Below are 16,630 nucleotides of genomic sequence, written 5' to 3' on the forward strand. Positions count from 1 at the left end.
GCGGCGCAGCACGCCGGTCAAGGCAGGACGGCCCCGCCCGGCTCCTGGACGCGCATCGGTCCGAGCAAGCTGTTGAACAACAGGTCGCCGTCAGGCAGGTACTGAATTTCAGCATAGAAGCCGTTGCCGACCGGCCCGGGGCCCAGAATAGTCTGGTGCACGGTCGCACCCGTATTCCAGTCCAGACCGTCGAGCGTCCATCCCTGATTGTTCGCTGGATAGAAACCGTTGACGAACACCAGGTTCGACGCCGCGCTGACGGACGGGATCATGTTGTCCGAGGAGACGTCCGCGCGCGCCCAGACCGATGACCACGTATGCGTCTGCGTATCCCACGCGAAACGCTGCACGCCGAGCGGCGCTGGCGGCGCACCCGGTGCGCCGCGCAGGAGATTGTCAACGAGCGGGCTCGTGCCCGTGTTCGACGTGGATACGTTGTTGACGACGAACGCGCCGTAGCCGTTGGTCGCCACCGACTGATCGGACTGGATGGCGCCGGTATAGCTAGGCGGCAAGCCGCAGGTCACGGGTATCTGCCCGGCGATGCGGTTCGTGAAACCGGAAGGAATCGCGTCTCGCCAGAAGGCGACGAGGTTCATCTGCTTCTTGCCGTCGGTGATGACGACGAGCTTGTCCGGATCGCTGCCGAAACCCATCAGCGCTGGCGTGCTGCCGGACCCGGAACCAAACAGCGTGTAGAACGTGTCGCCGGTCGGATACGCCGCGCTCCATGCTCCGTCCGCGGCACTCTGCGACAGCGTGCTGCCGGTCCAGACGACCCTGCGCATAAGCTTGTCCGATACGACGTAGACGCCATTGTTTTCATCTACGGCGGCGGAATTGCTGATGGTCTCGTCGCTACCGAACGTCACCCTCCCCTTTGGCGCGCCGAAGTTGCGGCCGACGATCGTCAGCGACCGGCTGCCGACGATGGCGAGATTGCCGTCGTAAGTCATCACGACTCCCGTGATGGACTCGCCGCTCCCCAAGATCGTGCTCATGTCGAGCGAACGCAGGATCTGGATGCTCGGTCCCAGCAGGCCGCCGGGCGAGTAACCCAGCGCCAGTATTTGCGCGCCCGCGTTGATGTAGAGCACGTTACTGTTGTCCACCACGCTATAGGCCGAGGGGAATCCTCCGCCCCCGCCCAGCGGCAACTGCGCGAGGAAAGTCTGCGCCAGCGCGACCGTGGCAATCGGATTAACGAGCGGCAGCAGCGGGTTATAGACGAGGCCGCCAAGCAGCGTTACCAGCGCCGACTGCACGCCGGGAAGCAGCAGCGTCGCCACGCGCCTGAACCCGTTGTTCCGCACGTCGATATATCCGACGCTCGTCGCCGATACGCCCCACATGTAGTCGCTGGAAGTCGTTGCGAGTGTCATCAGGTTGATGGGGCCGGCGGGCGCCTGCGGAAACGCCAAGGTCGGCGTCGACTGCGTTCCGCTGGGCACAGCATAAGGAAACGCGTTGGACTGAGCGGAATCGAAATGCGTAATCGCGTAGGTCTGTGCAGCGAGATAAGGATTCGGAACGGGACCGGACGCGTGCGCTGCCGTCGAAATAGCCAACACGCCGAGCACTTTCGCAATCATCCTGTAAATCGCAAATCGACTCATCATGACTCACTCCCAGTTCAAATTGAGCGCGCAGGAACAGCCAGGGAACGACGGGGGAATTGATTGAACACGTCGGGACGGACGTCCCAGTCAGTATAGGCAAGGGCCATCGCAATGCCATCGAATGTTGGTATTGACGAACAACGAGACAACGGCGAATCAATTAACTTCGTATACCGAAACAATATTTCCGCACAAAATCGCCACGACAAGTGAGATCAAGCCGATGCGGTTGATAGCACGACGCAACGCTCAATAATGCGGTTAATCGAGTACGATTCCGTATCTCTGCCGGAGTCCGACTACTATGACCACTGTGAGCCGCCACATCAGTTTCGCCGCAACACACGCGGCGCCGCTTTCCCGAATCGCGGTGTGGATAGCGCTCCTAGCCGTGAGCGCCGTCGCTCGCGCCGAGGCGCTCGACGCGCAGCTCGACTGCAAATCGACGCCGCACGATTTCATCGCGCCGCTGCAGGCGAACAATCTGCTGGAAAAGAAGCCGATGCGCGTCGAGCCGAATTCGATCAACGCGTTCAGGCCGGTGAAAGGCGCGGCGCTGACTGCGTACGGCTTCAAGGTCTACGCGCTGGTGGCGTATCAGAAGGACGACCCGCTGTTCAGGCAGGGCAAGGGCGAGCCGATCGGGGATGCGGCGTATGGCGCCGTGGTCTGGGGCGGCGACGTCGAAGTCGCGGAGAAGGTGAAAGCCGCGGGCAGCGACGCGGTCGTGCACCACGTCGCGCCCTTCATCACGGCGATTTTCTGCAAGCCGTGACTAGCGCAGAAGCTCGACGAACGCCGAAATCAGCCGGTCCATGTCGTTCACATCGAGCGCGCCCATCGTCGAGATGCGGAACAGCTCCTTCGACAAACCGCCCTGCCCCGCGTAGATCACGAAGCCTTTGGCCTTGAGCGCATCGTGCAGCGTTTCGTAGGTCATCCCCACCGGCAACCGATACGCCCGCAGCACCACCGACGACTCTCCCGGCGGCAACGCGCTCTCGATGCCGAGCGATGCCAGACCCGAGCGCACCTGCTCGGCGAGCTTCGCGTAGTGCGCGTGACGCGCGCGCCAGCCGCCTTCTTCCTCGAACTCGCGCAGCGCCTCGACGAGCGCGTAGTACGCATGCACCGATGGCGTGAACGGCGTGTTGCGCTGGTCCTGCAACTTCGCGAGCCGCGCGATGCCGAGGTAATAGGTGCGGCTCGCGGCCTTCTCCAACGCATCGCGCCGGACGATGACGAACGCCGCACCCGGTACGCCGTGCAGACACTTGTTCGCCGTCGCAGCGATCGCGGCAATGCCGCCGCCGTCGAAATCGATCGCTTCGGCGCCGAAGCTGCTCACGGCATCGAGCAGCAAGCCGATGCCGCGCTCCGCGCACGCGCGCGACAGCTTGTCGATCGCGTTCAGGCGGCCGGTCGTCGTTTCATGATGGATGATCGCGACGTTCGTGAACTTGCCGCCGTCGAGCAGTGCGATGATCGCGTCGAGGTCCGGCGCCTGCATCCACTCGTATTTGACGACTTCGTGGTCGATGCCGTATTGCTTCGCGATCTGCGCAATACGGTCGCCGTACACGCCGTTCTCCACGACGAGCAGACGCCCGCCTTCCGGCACGAGCCCGGCGATCATGCTTTCGACGGCGGCCGTACCGGAGCCTGTCATCAGCACCGCGCTCCATTTGGCCGGATCGAGCGCGTAAGCGGCGACGAGACGCTGCCGCGCCTCATCCTGGAGATCGAAGAATTCCGGCTCGCGATGACATAAGTCGGTTTGCAGCAGGCTCCTGCGCACGCGTTCGCTCAGCGTGACGGGACCCGGATTGAGCAGCAGCATCAGCGGCCTCCTATGTGTTGTTGCAAGCGCGCGCGCACGTCTTCCGGCGTGATCTTCGGGCGCGGCAGATCGCCGGGCGTGCCCGTTTTGATCGACAAACGTGCGAACCGGACGCCATCGACATTCTGCGCGTCGAACAGACGATCGATCACGCCGATGTCGTCGCCATCGAGCGCGAGCGCGTAGCCGCAAGCCGACGCGATCGACGCGAAATCGACGCCGCGCGAGACCGTCGCCTGTCCGCCGGTCGATTCGTGCGCGCCATTGTCGAGCAGCAGATGCAGCAGATTCGACGGGCCGTAAGCGCCGAGCGTCGCGAAGACGCCCATGCGCATCAGCGCGGCGCCGTCGCCGTCGAGCGCGACCACGGTCAGGTCCGGGCGCGACAGCGCGACCCCGAGCGCCATCGGCGTGACGCAACCCATCGAGCCGACGAGATAAAGCTGGTTCTCACGGTCGTCGATCGCGTAGAGTTCGCGGCCGCAGAAGCCCGTCGATGCGAGCACGACGGTCGATTCCTTCGGCGTCCTAGCGATCACGCGTTCGAGCGCATCATGGCGCGATACGCGCTCGCCGTCGAAGCGCGCCACCGAAGCCCGCTCGCCGGCAGCGCGCACGCCGGACAAGCCGGTGCGCTTCAACTCATAAGGCGCGACGCTGCCCTTTTGCATCACGAGCGCGTACGGACGGCCGGTGCGGTCCATATACTCGGTCGCGCGATCCAGCGCCGGACCGATCGCATCGCTCTGCGTCGGAAACAGCTCCCACGGAATCTCCATCGTGTCGAGCATCTGCGGCGTGATCGGGCCCATCAGCGCGTGCTGCGGCTCGTCCGCGACGCCCGGCTGGCCGCGCCACGTGACGATCAGAAGCTGCGGCAGGCGGAACGTCCACGTGAGCGACGTCAGCGGACTCACCGCGTTGCCGAGGCCGGAGTTCTGCATCATCGCGATGCCGCGACGCCTGACCGCGCCCTTTCCTTCTCCCTGAGCCGCGCCCAGCGCGACACCCGCGATCAACGCAACGGCATCGCCTTCATTCGCCGCCGACACGTAGTGCAGCGATTCGTCCTGCAGCACGTAATTGATGAACGGTGTGAGAAACGAGCACGGCACGCCCGCATACCAGTCGAAGCCATGCGCGCGCGCCGCTTCGACGAACTCGGCTGCTTCAATCACGCGCGTTCTCCGTTCCTTCCGAACCGATCGGCGTCTGGCCGTGCGCGAAATCGCCTGCGCGGCGGAAATCGTCCAGATCGTTGACGCCGCGCCAGTGGCCGTGCACGTACTGCACTTCCACCTTCTCGCCCGCCGCAATCAGCGCGTTGAGGAGCGCGGCCATGTCGAGCGTGTCGAAGTCGGCGCGTTGCTGAAGCTGCGCGAGTGTCGCGGTGAAACGCTCGCGCGCCGCTGCCCGGACGTAGATCAGACCCATCCAGCGGCCTTGCGGCGCGCGGCCACCGGTCAACGCCTGGCCCGCGCCGACCACGCTTTCGAGCCACACCTTGTGGCCGAACAACGCGCGATCGTCGGCGGTCGAGCAATAGGCAAAGTCCGTGGCGCTCGCCGATGCGCCTGCCTGCGGCGTCTGCGACGAATCGACGACGACGCAGAAATCGCTTTCCGACTCGACCAGATCGCGCAGGATGTAGCTGCGGAACAGCAGATCGCCGTAGGAGATGACCGTATCGCCGGCGATGTGCTTCGCCGCGCACGCGAGCGACGCGAGTTCGCCCGTGGACTCGTGCTTCTCGTTGACGACGAGGCGAATGCCCGACGTGTCGATCGCGTCCGCGCGATATCCGCCCACCACGGTGATGTCGTTGATGCCTTCTTTCTTGAACGCTTCCGCGAGATGACGCAGCAGCGGCTTGCCCGCGACCGGCAGCATCACCTTCGGACGATCCGCCGTCACCGCTTCGAGGCCCGCGCCGCGGCTCGCGGCCAGCACGACCGCGCTGCGCTTTTCGTTCGCGGCAGTCAGATAGATGTTCTCGGCGGCGGAATATTCGTCCGCGTCCTGGAGGCGGAAGATTTCGTTCACCGATGCGATGCGGTCTTCCACGTTGACGAGCGTCTCGCTGTCGTGGATTTCCTTCGCGATGGCCTGCATCGCCGACACTGCGCCGCGAATCAAATGGTTCGCCCAGATCACGGTGCTGATGCCCGCCTGACGGAACACGTCGGTCGGCGTGCTGTAGTACTTCGTCGGCACGATGACGAGCGGACCGCGCCCCGCCCATTCGCGTGCGAAGGTCAGGATTTCATCGGGCTTCGAAAGCTTGCTGTGAATGAGGATCGCGTCCGCGCCCGCCTGACGGTAGGCTTCCGCGCGCTTCAACGCCTCTTCCATGCCCCAGCCCGCGATCAGCGCTTCCACGCGCGCGACGATCGAAAAATTGGGATCGCTCTGCGAATCCTTGCCGGCCTTGATCTTGCCGCAGAATTCGTCCATATCGGCGAGCGGCTGCGCTTCGCCGTTGATGAAGCTGTTGGTCTTCGGAAACTGCTTGTCTTCGATGCACACGCCCGCGATGCCGCGCTGCTCCAGCTTCTTCACCAGACGGCGCACGTTGTTGAAGTTGCCGTAGCCGGTGTCGCCGTCGAGCAAAATCGGGAGATCGCTCGCGTCGGCCATGAATTCGAGGTTGTCGACGACCTGCGTCCAGCTCGCCTCGTTGTTGTCGCGCACGCCGAACTGCGCGGAAATCGAAAGGCCCGAGCCCCAGATCGCCTTGAAGCCCGCTTCCTTCGCGATGCGCGCCGAGATGCCGTTGTGCGCTTCCATCAGGAACTCGAGGCGGTTGCTCGTGAGCATCTCGCGCAGGCGCAGCGTGCGCGAATAGCCAACGGGGATAGTGCGTGGTGCGTTCATTGTCGAATTGCTCCTCTTGTCTTTTTAGCCTGCGAACTGGCGCAGCGGGTTGAGCTGCGGCAGGACTTCATCGGCCGCGCGCTTCACGTCGTTCGGAAAGTCGATTTCGATCCACGGTGCGCCGGTGACATCGGCAATATCGAACACGTGGCGCTGCTCCAGCAGAAGGTCGCGCACCGCTTCTTCATGCGGCATCTTCGCGCGGCCGGTCCGCACGTAATCCGCGACGATATCGGCAAGACGCGCGGCCGTCTTTTCATCGAAGCGAAAGAAGCCGACCGATTCGCCGATGGTGTCGTACTTCAAGCCCGCCGCCACCTGCTTGCGCAGTTCGACCGGCACGCCATTCTCGACGCACAGTTTCACCGGCTCATCGCCGGCTTCGAAGTCGCGGTCGATCAACAGACGGTTCACGGAGCCGCCCGCCACCAGCGGCTCGACGATGCGCTCGTCGCAGAGCACGTCGGCGTCCATCAGCAGCACGTCGCCGCCGCGCGTCATCGCGTCGCGCGCCGTGTGGACGGACAGCACGCTGCCGAGTGTGAATTCGCTGTTGACGATCGTTTCGGTCTGCGGCTTCCAGTCAATGGCCGCGAGTTCCGCATCGATCTGCTCGTGCTTGTAGCCCGTCACGAAGACGATCTCGTCGACGCCCGCGTTCTTCAGAAAATGCAGATGGCGTTCGAGCAGCGATGCATCGCCCGAACCGTCGCCGGTGCTGTCCTTGAAGCGCAGCAGGCACTTCGGCTTTTGCTCGCCGTCGGGCTGAGCGAGACGCGAGCCCATCCCGGCCGCAAGAATAATTGCGCGCATGGTGTTGTTTCCCTTCGAGGGGTAGTCAGTCGATTTCCGGCACGCGCGCAAGACGGCGGCGCTGCCAGCCTTTCTCAACGAAATGCAGATAGACGATGCCCGGCACGCCCAGCAGCAGTTCCCGCGCGCGCTTGGCGAGCGAGAGCGCGAGCGCCGCTTCCGGCGGCAGGCCGACGAGGCGCGCGAGCAGCAGATAACCGCCCTCCTGCACGCCGAGCGAGCCGGGAATCATGAAGGCCGCGCCGCGAATCGCCTGGCCGAGGCTTTCGAGCAGCAGCGCTTCCGTCAGTCCGACCGGATGGCCGAGCACATTGAGCGCGAGCCACACTTCCCCCGTCCCGACGATCCATCCGAAGAGGCTCAGGGCGAAGCTCGCCGCGACCTTGCCGCGCTCGCGATACAGCTCGTGGACGGCGGTATCGACGGCTTCGGCCCGCGTCACCAGCGACGACCAGTCGCGCTTCTTCGAGAAGCGCGCGGCGACGCCGGAGACGAAGCGCATCGCGCGGCCGAAGAGACCGCGCCGCTGCGCGAGATAGAAGCCGAAGATCATCGCGCCGATCACGCCGACGACCGCGAGCACCGCGATCGATACGACCGTCGACGATCCGCCCGCCGCGTAATCCGTGAGCAGCACGACGCCAACGAGCGCGAAGATCAGTTGCCCGACGGTCTGCATCGTCGTGCTGACGGTAATGACGGCGGCGGCGTCACGCGCGCGCATGCCACGCTGCGAGAGATGGCGGACCATCAGCATCGGCCCGCCGATCTGGCCCGCGGGCATCAGGCTATTGACCGATTCGCCGGCCCAGCGCGCGAGCAGCGCATCGCGCAGGGAGACATCGCGTTGCTTGTGGGAAAAGAGCACGCTGATGGCCGCGCTGTCGACGATGAGCGGCACGAAGTGAAACGCCGCGACCGCGACGAGACCCCAGCCCGCTGCGGCGAGCGTCGATGCGACCGAGCCGAAACCTTGCCAGCCGAGCAGCGCGATGAACAACACCACGCCGACCGACAGCATGAACGTGCCCGCGCGGCTCATGCCTGTCCGTTCTTGCCGCCCTTGCGGCGAAAGACCTGGCTGAAGCCGAAGTACGCGATCGAGTCCTTCATGTTCGAGATGAAGCGCTGAAACGGCCGCATGTTCGGATTCGTCACGTATTCGAACGTGAGGGACACGCGCATTTCGTTCTCGCGAAGCGGCGTCACGCGGTGCCGCAGCTTGTCGCCATCGAAGAACACGAGCGCGCCCGGCGGATACTGCACCGAGCCCGGCTCCGGCGTCGCGTTCGGCGTGCGCGTATGCAGTTCGTAGTCGAGCCGGCAGGAGGAATCGTCGATGACGCCGAGCAGCATCGTATAGCGGCGGCCCTTGTAGTACGAGGTGTCGTAGTGCCAGCCGATGTGATCGCCCGGACGGGTATAGAAGTACAGCGCGTAGGCGTGAGGGTCGTCTTCGGGCGAAAGCTGCAGCTTGTCGCCGCTGATGGCTTCGAGCCATTTGATCAGCGCCTCGGACCGGTACAGGTCCGCGATGAACGGCGCGAGCTTGTCGAGCGTGTGGCGGCTCACGCTGCCGCCCGCCTTATGGCCCGGCAGATAGTTGCGGTTCACAGCGGGCGTCACGTCGTGCACGGCGGCGATCAGGCGTTCGGTGTATTCGCGCGGAAGGAAGTCGTCGAGATAGAGAAAGGAGCCTTGTTTCTCGTAATCCGCGTGGAGCTTCGGCGCGGGCAGCGCCGCGAGACGCGCGTGGAGCGTGGCGTCGATTTCGTCCCGCGTGGGACGGCCGGCGTCCGCCGGATGCCGCTCGTGCTGCAGGTTGCTGACCGGGGTTGCCGTATCGCTCATCTCACCGCCTGAAAATCGTTGCCGTCCTTGGCCGCTGCGCCTTTCGTATTCGACTGCACACGCCGCACGACGCGCCGGTAGTCCACCGCGACATACACCGCGAAGAGCGGCGCGCCGATGCATGCGGCGATCAGAAACGGCGTCATGCCGTTCAGGATCGTCACGACCGGCAGCAGGTACAGCACGTCTTCGGTTTCGAAACCGCCCATCGAAGCCTGCCTGGTGCCGGACTTGCCGACCATCGACTCGATGCGCATGCGCAGGAAGAAAATGATCGCGACCGCAACGCCCGCGACGCCGCCGAGCCACTGCGCCGCCGCGGCCATCGACGGATGATGCTCCGCCACGTAAAACCCGATGCCGAGGAACAGCAGCACGGTGATCAACGCGTCGGACGCGAGGTCGTAAAAGTGCCCGATTTTACTCGACTGACCACTGATGCGCGCGAGCTCGCCATCGGTGTGATCGACGAAATTCGACAGCGCGATCAGCAGCGCGCCGAGCGTGCAGAGCCAGAAATCGCCGAGGGAAAGGTAATACGCGCCGGCGAGGCCGATGGCCAGGCGCAGCGTCGTCAGATGATTCGGCGTGACAGGCGTGCCGACGAGCGGCGTGACGAGCACGCGGGCGAGTCGCGCGTCCCACGTGGCGGGCTTCGGGACGGTTTTGGGGTCGGGCGGACACGGTTTTGTCATGACCGCGAATATATCGCTAATCGGCCCGTGCTGCATGGATGCGGGCGGTCAGCGAAGTCTGCGAACGCCCGTTCCGACAAGGCTCGCAGCCTGTCACTCGACCCCTTTCGCCGCACCGCCGCCCGCGTTCGGTCCGGCCGATGCCGCCGTCTCGTTGCCGACGCCGCCGTTCTGATCGACCGGCAGCGTCACCGTGCGCACCGTGCCGTTGCCGAGCGGGAAATCGGCGAGCGCGCTGCGGGCGAGAAACGGCATCGCGTGGAACAGCGACGCGTCGCCGGTCGAATTGACCGCACTCACCTTGTAGACCTCGCGGCCCGTCGTGCGATCCGTCATGCGAACCTGCAGCGCGTGAATGAAGACCGGATAGCTCTGATCGACGTAGCCGGTCGGGCCCCACGGGCCGTAGGGTCCCAAGCCGCCCCACGGACCCCAGAACGGGCGGCCGTAATAGCCGTACATCGGCCAGGGATCGTAATAGACGGGCTGGCGCACGGTCAGCAGATCGCCGCGAACGGAATACGCGAGCGCCACCTCGTAGTGCGCGCTCGCTTCGGGGACCTGCTTGAACGCGTATCTCGCCAGTTCGTTCGCAACGAGCACTTCGTAGCTCGCCTGTTCAATGCTGTTCTGCTGCTCCGGCGTGCGCGCGAACGCGTAGGTGCGATTCGCGTCGCTGCCGGACCAGTCCGAGAAGGCGGTCACGCGAGTCTGGACGTAGCTCGTGCAACCGGCGAGCCACAACGCGCCCAGCACGCAGACGGCGCGCGAAAGCATGCTGGGAAACATCGGGAGATTCATGGTCTTCCTCACTTCGTCGAATGCCCTTCTCAGTTATAGATAGCAGGTGCCGGACTTGCCGGCTCGCATCCGACTCACGACGCCCGGCCGTTTTGTACAATGGTTCGACCTGCCCCGCCCGCATTCGTGCCTGTCTTCGCGCTTCCCGGCACGCCCATGCGACCGCGCCGCCATTCCACCTACACGATCTTGCCATGTCCAACACCGCACCGACCGCATCCGCTGTTATCCGCCGCGAGGACTACACGCCGCCCGCGTTTCTGATCGATTCGGTCGCGCTCGAGTTCGATCTCGTGCCGTCGCGCACGGTCGTGAAGAACACCATGCGCCTGCGTCGCAATCCCGACGCCGCGAGCGCCGCGCCCCGCCTCGAACTGATGGGCGAACAGCTCGAATTCGTGAGCGCATCGATCGATGGCAAGCCTCACGCCGACGCTCATGTGACTGAAAACGGCCTGTCGATCGGCGATATTCCCGGCGACGCGTTCGAACTGAGCATCGAAAGCATCTGCAATCCGGCTGAGAACACGACCTTGTCCGGGCTCTATGTATCGAGCGGCAACTTCTTCACTCAGTGCGAGGCGGAAGGCTTTCGGCGCATCACCTATTTCCTGGATCGCCCGGACGTGATGTCGACGTACACCGTCACGCTGCGCGCCGACAAGGCGGCTTATCCGGTGCTGCTGTCGAACGGCAATCTGCTCGAAGAAGGCGATCTGCCCGATGGCCGTCACTTCGCCAAATGGGAAGACCCGTTCAAGAAGCCCAGCTACCTGTTCGCGCTGGTGGCGGGCAAGCTCGTGTGCATTGAAGAACGCATCAAGTCCAGTTCGGGCAAGGAAAAGCTGCTGCAGGTCTGGGTCGAGCCGCAGGATCTCGACAAGACGCGGCACGCGATGGATTCGCTCATCCACTCGATCCGCTGGGACGAAAAGCGCTTCGGGCTGGAGCTGGATCTCGACCGCTTCATGATCGTCGCGGTGAGCGACTTCAACATGGGCGCGATGGAGAACAAGGGCCTCAACATCTTCAATACGAAGTACGTGCTGGCGAATCCGGAAACGGCCACCGACATCGACTTCTCGAACATCGAGGCGGTGGTCGGCCACGAATATTTCCATAACTGGACGGGCAACCGCGTCACCTGCCGCGACTGGTTCCAGTTGAGCCTGAAGGAAGGCCTGACCGTGTTCCGCGATCAGGAATTCTCCGCCGACATGGCCGCCGGCGATGCGGAAGGCGCGGCCAGCGCCGCCGCTCGCGCAACGAAGCGCATCGAAGACGTGCGCGTGCTGCGGCAGATGCAGTTCGCCGAGGACGCCGGCCCGATGGCGCATCCGGTTCGCCCGGAAAGCTATGTCGAGATCAACAACTTCTACACGATGACCGTCTACGAGAAAGGCTCGGAAGTCGTGCGGATGTATCAGACGCTGTTTGGCCGCGACGGCTTCCGGCGCGGCATGGATCTCTATTTTCAGCGCCACGACGGCCAGGCCGTCACCTGCGACGATTTCCGCCGCGCCATGGCCGATGCCAACAAGCGCGACCTCGCGCAGTACGAACGCTGGTACAGCCAGGCGGGCACGCCGCGCGTGACGGTGCGCGCATCCTACGACGCCGCCGCCAAGCGTTACACGCTGACGCTCGCGCAAGGTTACGGCGAGACGTCGGAGGCAGCGCGCGCCACGCAGAAAGGGCCGCTCCTGATTCCGTTCTCGGTCGGTCTGATCGGCGCGAACGGCGCGGACTTGCCGCTGCGCCTCGAAGGCGAGCAACAGCCGGGCGGCACGACCCGCGTGCTCGAATTCACCGAGCGCGAGCAATCGTTCACGTTCGTCGATGTGGATGAACCGCCGCTGCCGTCGCTGCTGCGCAATTTCTCCGCGCCGGTCATCGTCGATTTCGATTACACGAACGAACAACTCGCGTTCCTGCTCGCCCACGACAGCGACCCGTTCAACCGCTGGGAAGCCGGCCAGCGGCTCGCGACGCGCGAATTGCTCGCGTTGGCCGCACGCGCTTCCAAGGGCGAGGCGCTTGCCATCGACGATGAAACAATCGCCGCGTTCGCCCGCGTGCTCGACGACACGACGCTCACGCCCGCCTTCCGCGAACTCGCGCTGATGCTGCCGTCCGAGAGCTATCTCGCCGAGCAGATGAGCGTGTCCGATCCGGCCGCCGTCCACGCGGCGCGCGTGTTCATGAGCCGGCAACTGGCGTCGCGGTTGCGCGACAAGTGGCTCGCGCTCTACGAGGCGAACCGCACGCCGGGCGAATATCATCCGACGCCGGAGGATGCCGGCAAGCGCGGCCTGAAGAACCTCGCCCTCGCGTATCTGAGCCAGCTCGACGATCCGCGTGACGCCGTTCAGCTCGCGCAAAAGCAGTACGACGACGCCAACAACATGACCGATCGCTCGGCGGCGCTTTCGGCGCTGCTGCTCGCGAGCGCGACGGCGGGCGCGAGTGCGAATGCCGCCGATTCCGCGCTCGAGGACTTCTATCGCCGCTTCGAGAAGGAGCCGCTCGTCATCGACAAGTGGTTCGCGCTTCAGGCGACGCAACGCGGCGGCGCGGATCGCAAGGTGATCGATATCGTGCGCAATCTCATGCAGCATCCGGCGTTCAACATCAAGAATCCGAATCGCGCCCGCTCGCTCATTTTCAGCTTCTGCAGCGGCAATCCCGCGCAGTTCCATGCCGTCGACGGTTCCGGCTACGCATTCTGGGCCGAGCAGGTGATCGCGCTCGATGCGTTGAATCCGCAGGTCGCCGCCCGCCTGGCGCGCGGACTCGAGATGTGGCGACGCTTCACGCCGCAGCTTCGCGAGAAGATGCACGCGGCGTTGACCGAAGTGGCGTCGAAGGTGAAGTCGCGCGACGTGCGGGAAGTCGTGGAGAAAGCGCTCGCGTCCTGAGCGCGTTCCGCAGCCCTGACGGCCGGCGCGCGACGATTCGCGCGGCGGCCGTTCTCGCTTATGGCGGGCATCAGCGGTCACTGTCATAAGGAATGACCGAATCGAGCGGTTAGAATCGTGAACATTCGTCTAAACGCTCACGGAGCTTCGCATGTCCTCCATCTCCAGCCGTACCACGCTGACCAAGTATCTGATCGAGCAGCAGCGTGAACATCAAAACCTGCCGGCCGACCTGCGCCTGTTGATCGAGGTCGTCGCGCGGGCTTGCAAGCAAATTGGCTATCAGGTGAGCAAGGGCGCGCTCGGCGACGCGCTCGGCTCTGCAGGCAGCGAGAACATTCAGGGCGAAGTGCAGAAGAAGCTCGACGTGCTGTCGAACGAAATTCTGCTCGAAGCCAACGAATGGGGCGGAAATTTGGCCGCGATGGCATCGGAAGAGATGGAAAAGATCTTTCCGATCCCCAACCGCTACCCGAAGGGCAATTACCTGCTGACCTTCGATCCGCTCGATGGCTCATCCAACATCGACGTCAATGTGTCGATCGGCACGATCTTCTCGGTGTTGCGCTGCCCCGACGGCGCCGATCCGACCGAAGCGGCGTTCATGCAGCCTGGCTCGGCGCAGGTGGCCGCAGGCTACGCGGTGTACGGCCCGCAAACGGTGCTCGTGCTGACCACGGGCACCGGCGTGAACTGCTTCACGCTGGACCGCGAACTCGGCTCGTGGGTGCTGACGCAGCGCGATATGCAGGTGCCGGCCGACACCAACGAGTACGCCATCAATGCGTCCAACGTTCGCCACTGGTACGAGCCGGTGCAGCGTTACGTGGGTGAGTTGAACGAGGGCAAGGACGGCCCGCGCGGCGCGGATTTCAACATGCGCTGGATTGCGTCGATGGTGGCGGACGTGCACCGCATTCTGACCCGCGGCGGCATTTTCATGTATCCGGCGGATCGCCGCGACCCGTCGAAGCCCGGCAAGCTGCGCCTGATGTACGAAGCGAATCCGATGGCGTTCATCGTCGAGCAGGCCGGCGGCGCGGCGACGAACGGCGAACAGCGCATCCTCGATATCGTTCCCACGAGCCTGCATCAGCGCGTGCCGGTCTTCCTTGGCTCGAAGAACGAGGTCGATCGCGTCACCGGCTACCATCTTGAAAAGAAAAATTGATTCAGGGTATTGTCAAAACGAGAAAGTGCTCGCTATAATCTTGTTTCTCTGATGCCGGAATAGCTCAGACGGTAGAGCAGCGCATTCGTAATGCGAAGGTCGGGGGTTCGATTCCTCTTTCCGGCACCAATCGAATCAAGCACTTAGCCCAGTCCATCACGACTGGGCTTTTTGCGTTTTAGTTTCGTGTAACCGCCATGTAACCGGATTGCGTTCACGCCAATCCTTCAGCGACAGTTAAGCGACCTGTCGTTTTCCCCTTCGAGATGAGGCACCGTCCTTTGCGGCAGATCGCAGCAGGACCTCGTCGCGCGCTCGAACTCATTCGCATTTTCGGTGGACTGCAGAGCGTCACCATGCTGAGCGCTCAGACCGGAAATTCTGTCTTATCATTCCGGCTTCTTCTCCGAAAAGCTCTTCCTGCCGAATGAACCTCGACCTTAAGAAGACCCTATGGGCTGCAGCCGACAAGCTGCGGTCTTCGATGGACGCCGCTGAGTACAAGCATCTCGTCCTGGGCCTAATTTTCCTCAAATACATCTCGGACGCGTTTGACGAGCGGCGCGCGCGACTTTCGGCGGCATTTGCCGACGAGAACGACGACCTGTATTTGCCAGATTCGGCAGACCATGACGAGGCGCTAGAAGAGCGCGACTATTACACGATGGCAAACGTCTTCTGGGTGCCTGCGGCGGCACGTTGGGAGACGCTGAGAGCGCAGGCCAAGCAGGCCGACATTGGCGTGCGGATTGACGCTGCGCTCGAAGCCATCGAGGCTGACAATCCGAGCCTGAAAGGCATCCTCGACAAGCGCTTTGGCCGCACGCAGCTCGAACCGGGCAAGCTCGGCGAGCTGGTGGACCTGATTTCCAAGATTGGTTTTGGCGAGGGCCACCACGCGAAAGACCTGCTCGGCGAAGTGTACGAATACTTCCTGGGGCAGTTCGCCACTGCCGAAGGCAAGAAGGGCGGACAGTTCTACACGCCCGCCTCTGTAGTACGCGTGCTGGTCGAGGTACTCGCACCGCATCAAGGACGCGTCTACGACCCATGCTGCGGCTCGGGCGGCATGTTCGTGCAGAGCGAGAAGTTCATCGAGTCCCACGGCGGCCGTGCGGACGACATCAGCATTTACGGCCAGGAAGCCAACCCGACGACCTGGCGGCTGGTTGCCATGAATCTGGCGATTCGCGGCCTGGCGGCGGACCTTGGCAAAGAGCCCGCCGATACGTTCCACCGTGACCAGCACCGAGACTTGCGCGCCGACTATGTGATGGCAAACCCGCCGTTCAACGTTAGCGATTGGGGTGGCGAGCGTCTTGTGGATGACCGACGCTGGACACATGGCACGCCTCCCGCTGGCAACGCGAACTATGCGTGGCTCCAGCACATCCTGCACCACCTCAGCCCGCGCGGACAGGCGGGCGTGGTACTCGCCAATGGCAGCATGAGCAGTAACCAGAACAGTGAAGGAGAAATTCGTCGCGCGATGGTTGAAGCCGACGTCGTTGACGTGATGGTCGCCCTGCCGCCGCAACTGTTCCTGAACACGCAGATTCCGGCGTGTCTCTGGTTCCTCGCCAAAGATAAGAGCGGCGCACCGATTGCCGGAGCCAAAACGGGGCGTGACCGCCGTGGCGAGGTGTTGTTCATTGACGCGCGCAAGCTCGGGCGCATGGAATCCCGCGTGGTGCGCGTATTCGATGACGAGCATATCTCGAAGATTTCCGAGACCGTGCATCGCTGGCGAGCCGATGGCGAGGATGGCACCGATGAACCGTATGCCGATGTGCCGGGCTTCTGTCGGTCGGTGAAGTTGGCCGAGATTGGCGAGCATGCGTATGTACTCACGCCAGGTCGTTATGTTGGCACGGTAGAAATCGAGGACGATGATGAGGCGTTCAATGACAAGATGGAGCGTCTAACTACGGAGCTTGCTGAGCAGATGGCGAAGGGGGCGGAATTGGACGTAGTGATTCGCGAGAAGCTCGGGGGGCTGGGCTATGCGATTTGATAGCGTACGTCTTGAGGAAATCGGCTTAAACGGA

At 63.6% G+C, this 16,630-nt stretch carries 13 protein-coding genes and 1 tRNA gene; 5 read left to right on the forward strand and 9 right to left on the reverse strand.

Annotated elements, in window-relative coordinates:
* Window positions 1-17: 17 nt before the first annotated feature.
* Window positions 18-1,619 carry a hypothetical protein gene (locus AB6804_RS03135; RefSeq protein WP_370885181.1) on the reverse strand — a complete coding sequence of 534 codons (1,602 nt, stop codon included), beginning with the start codon at window positions 1,617-1,619 and terminating at the stop codon, window positions 18-20.
* A 304-nt stretch (window positions 1,620-1,923) separates the two neighbouring features.
* Between AB6804_RS03135 and AB6804_RS03140 the strand changes: the two genes are divergently transcribed.
* Window positions 1,924-2,394 (forward strand): hypothetical protein, encoded by a 471-nt coding sequence (locus AB6804_RS03140; protein WP_370885182.1) that lies wholly within the window; start codon window positions 1,924-1,926, stop codon window positions 2,392-2,394.
* On the opposite strand, the gene AB6804_RS03145 is transcribed toward AB6804_RS03140, so the two are convergent.
* The 8 genes from AB6804_RS03145 to AB6804_RS03180 all read right to left on the reverse strand — a co-directional run bounded on the left by AB6804_RS03145 (window position 2,395) and on the right by AB6804_RS03180 (window position 10,493).
* The gene (locus AB6804_RS03145) at window positions 2,395-3,459 is read right to left on the reverse strand and encodes a 2-aminoethylphosphonate aminotransferase (protein WP_370885183.1); all 1,065 of its coding nucleotides are present in this window, start codon (window positions 3,457-3,459) and stop codon (window positions 2,395-2,397) included.
* Complete coding sequence (gene aepY, locus AB6804_RS03150; protein WP_370885184.1) at window positions 3,459-4,637, reverse strand: phosphonopyruvate decarboxylase; 1,179 nt, start codon at window positions 4,635-4,637, stop codon at window positions 3,459-3,461. The genes AB6804_RS03145 and aepY overlap by 1 nt, the downstream gene beginning before the upstream one ends.
* A complete protein-coding gene (aepX, locus tag AB6804_RS03155; RefSeq protein ID WP_370885185.1) occupies window positions 4,630-6,333 on the reverse strand; it encodes a phosphoenolpyruvate mutase in 1,704 nt (567 codons plus the stop codon). The genes aepY and aepX overlap by 8 nt, the downstream gene beginning before the upstream one ends.
* Before the next feature lie 24 nt (window positions 6,334-6,357).
* Window positions 6,358-7,146 carry an NTP transferase domain-containing protein gene (locus AB6804_RS03160; RefSeq protein WP_370885186.1) on the reverse strand — a complete coding sequence of 263 codons (789 nt, stop codon included), beginning with the start codon at window positions 7,144-7,146 and terminating at the stop codon, window positions 6,358-6,360.
* Between the two features lie 25 nt (window positions 7,147-7,171).
* A complete protein-coding gene (locus tag AB6804_RS03165; protein WP_370885187.1) occupies window positions 7,172-8,188 on the reverse strand; it encodes a flippase-like domain-containing protein in 1,017 nt (338 codons plus the stop codon).
* On the reverse strand, window positions 8,185-8,997 hold the full coding sequence (locus AB6804_RS03170) for a 2OG-Fe(II) oxygenase (RefSeq protein WP_370885188.1): 813 nt from the start codon (window positions 8,995-8,997) through the stop codon (window positions 8,185-8,187). The genes AB6804_RS03165 and AB6804_RS03170 overlap by 4 nt, the downstream gene beginning before the upstream one ends.
* Window positions 8,994-9,692 carry a CDP-alcohol phosphatidyltransferase family protein gene (locus tag AB6804_RS03175; protein WP_370885189.1) on the reverse strand — a complete coding sequence of 233 codons (699 nt, stop codon included), beginning with the start codon at window positions 9,690-9,692 and terminating at the stop codon, window positions 8,994-8,996. The genes AB6804_RS03170 and AB6804_RS03175 overlap by 4 nt, the downstream gene beginning before the upstream one ends.
* Window positions 9,693-9,785: 93 nt before the next feature.
* Window positions 9,786-10,493, reverse strand: coding sequence for a DUF4136 domain-containing protein (locus AB6804_RS03180; RefSeq protein WP_370885190.1), 708 nt, complete (start codon window positions 10,491-10,493; stop codon window positions 9,786-9,788).
* Window positions 10,494-10,687: 194 nt separating this feature from the next.
* Here AB6804_RS03180 and pepN point away from each other — a divergent pair, with 194 nt between their 5' ends.
* From pepN to AB6804_RS03200, 4 genes are all read left to right on the forward strand, one after another.
* Complete coding sequence (gene pepN, locus AB6804_RS03185) at window positions 10,688-13,411, forward strand: aminopeptidase N (protein ID WP_370885191.1); 2,724 nt, start codon at window positions 10,688-10,690, stop codon at window positions 13,409-13,411.
* Window positions 13,412-13,562: 151 nt separating this feature from the next.
* The gene (locus tag AB6804_RS03190) at window positions 13,563-14,582 is read left to right on the forward strand and encodes a class 1 fructose-bisphosphatase (RefSeq protein WP_370885192.1); all 1,020 of its coding nucleotides are present in this window, start codon (window positions 13,563-13,565) and stop codon (window positions 14,580-14,582) included.
* A gap of 53 nt (window positions 14,583-14,635) precedes the next feature.
* A tRNA-Thr gene (locus tag AB6804_RS03195) sits at window positions 14,636-14,711 on the forward strand.
* A 298-nt stretch (window positions 14,712-15,009) separates the two neighbouring features.
* Complete coding sequence (locus AB6804_RS03200) at window positions 15,010-16,596, forward strand: type I restriction-modification system subunit M (RefSeq protein WP_370885193.1); 1,587 nt, start codon at window positions 15,010-15,012, stop codon at window positions 16,594-16,596.
* Window positions 16,597-16,630 lie beyond the last annotated feature (34 nt).

It is taken from the genome of Caballeronia sp. RCC_10 (assembly GCF_041360715.1).
Lineage (GTDB): Bacteria > Pseudomonadota > Gammaproteobacteria > Burkholderiales > Burkholderiaceae > Caballeronia > Caballeronia grimmiae.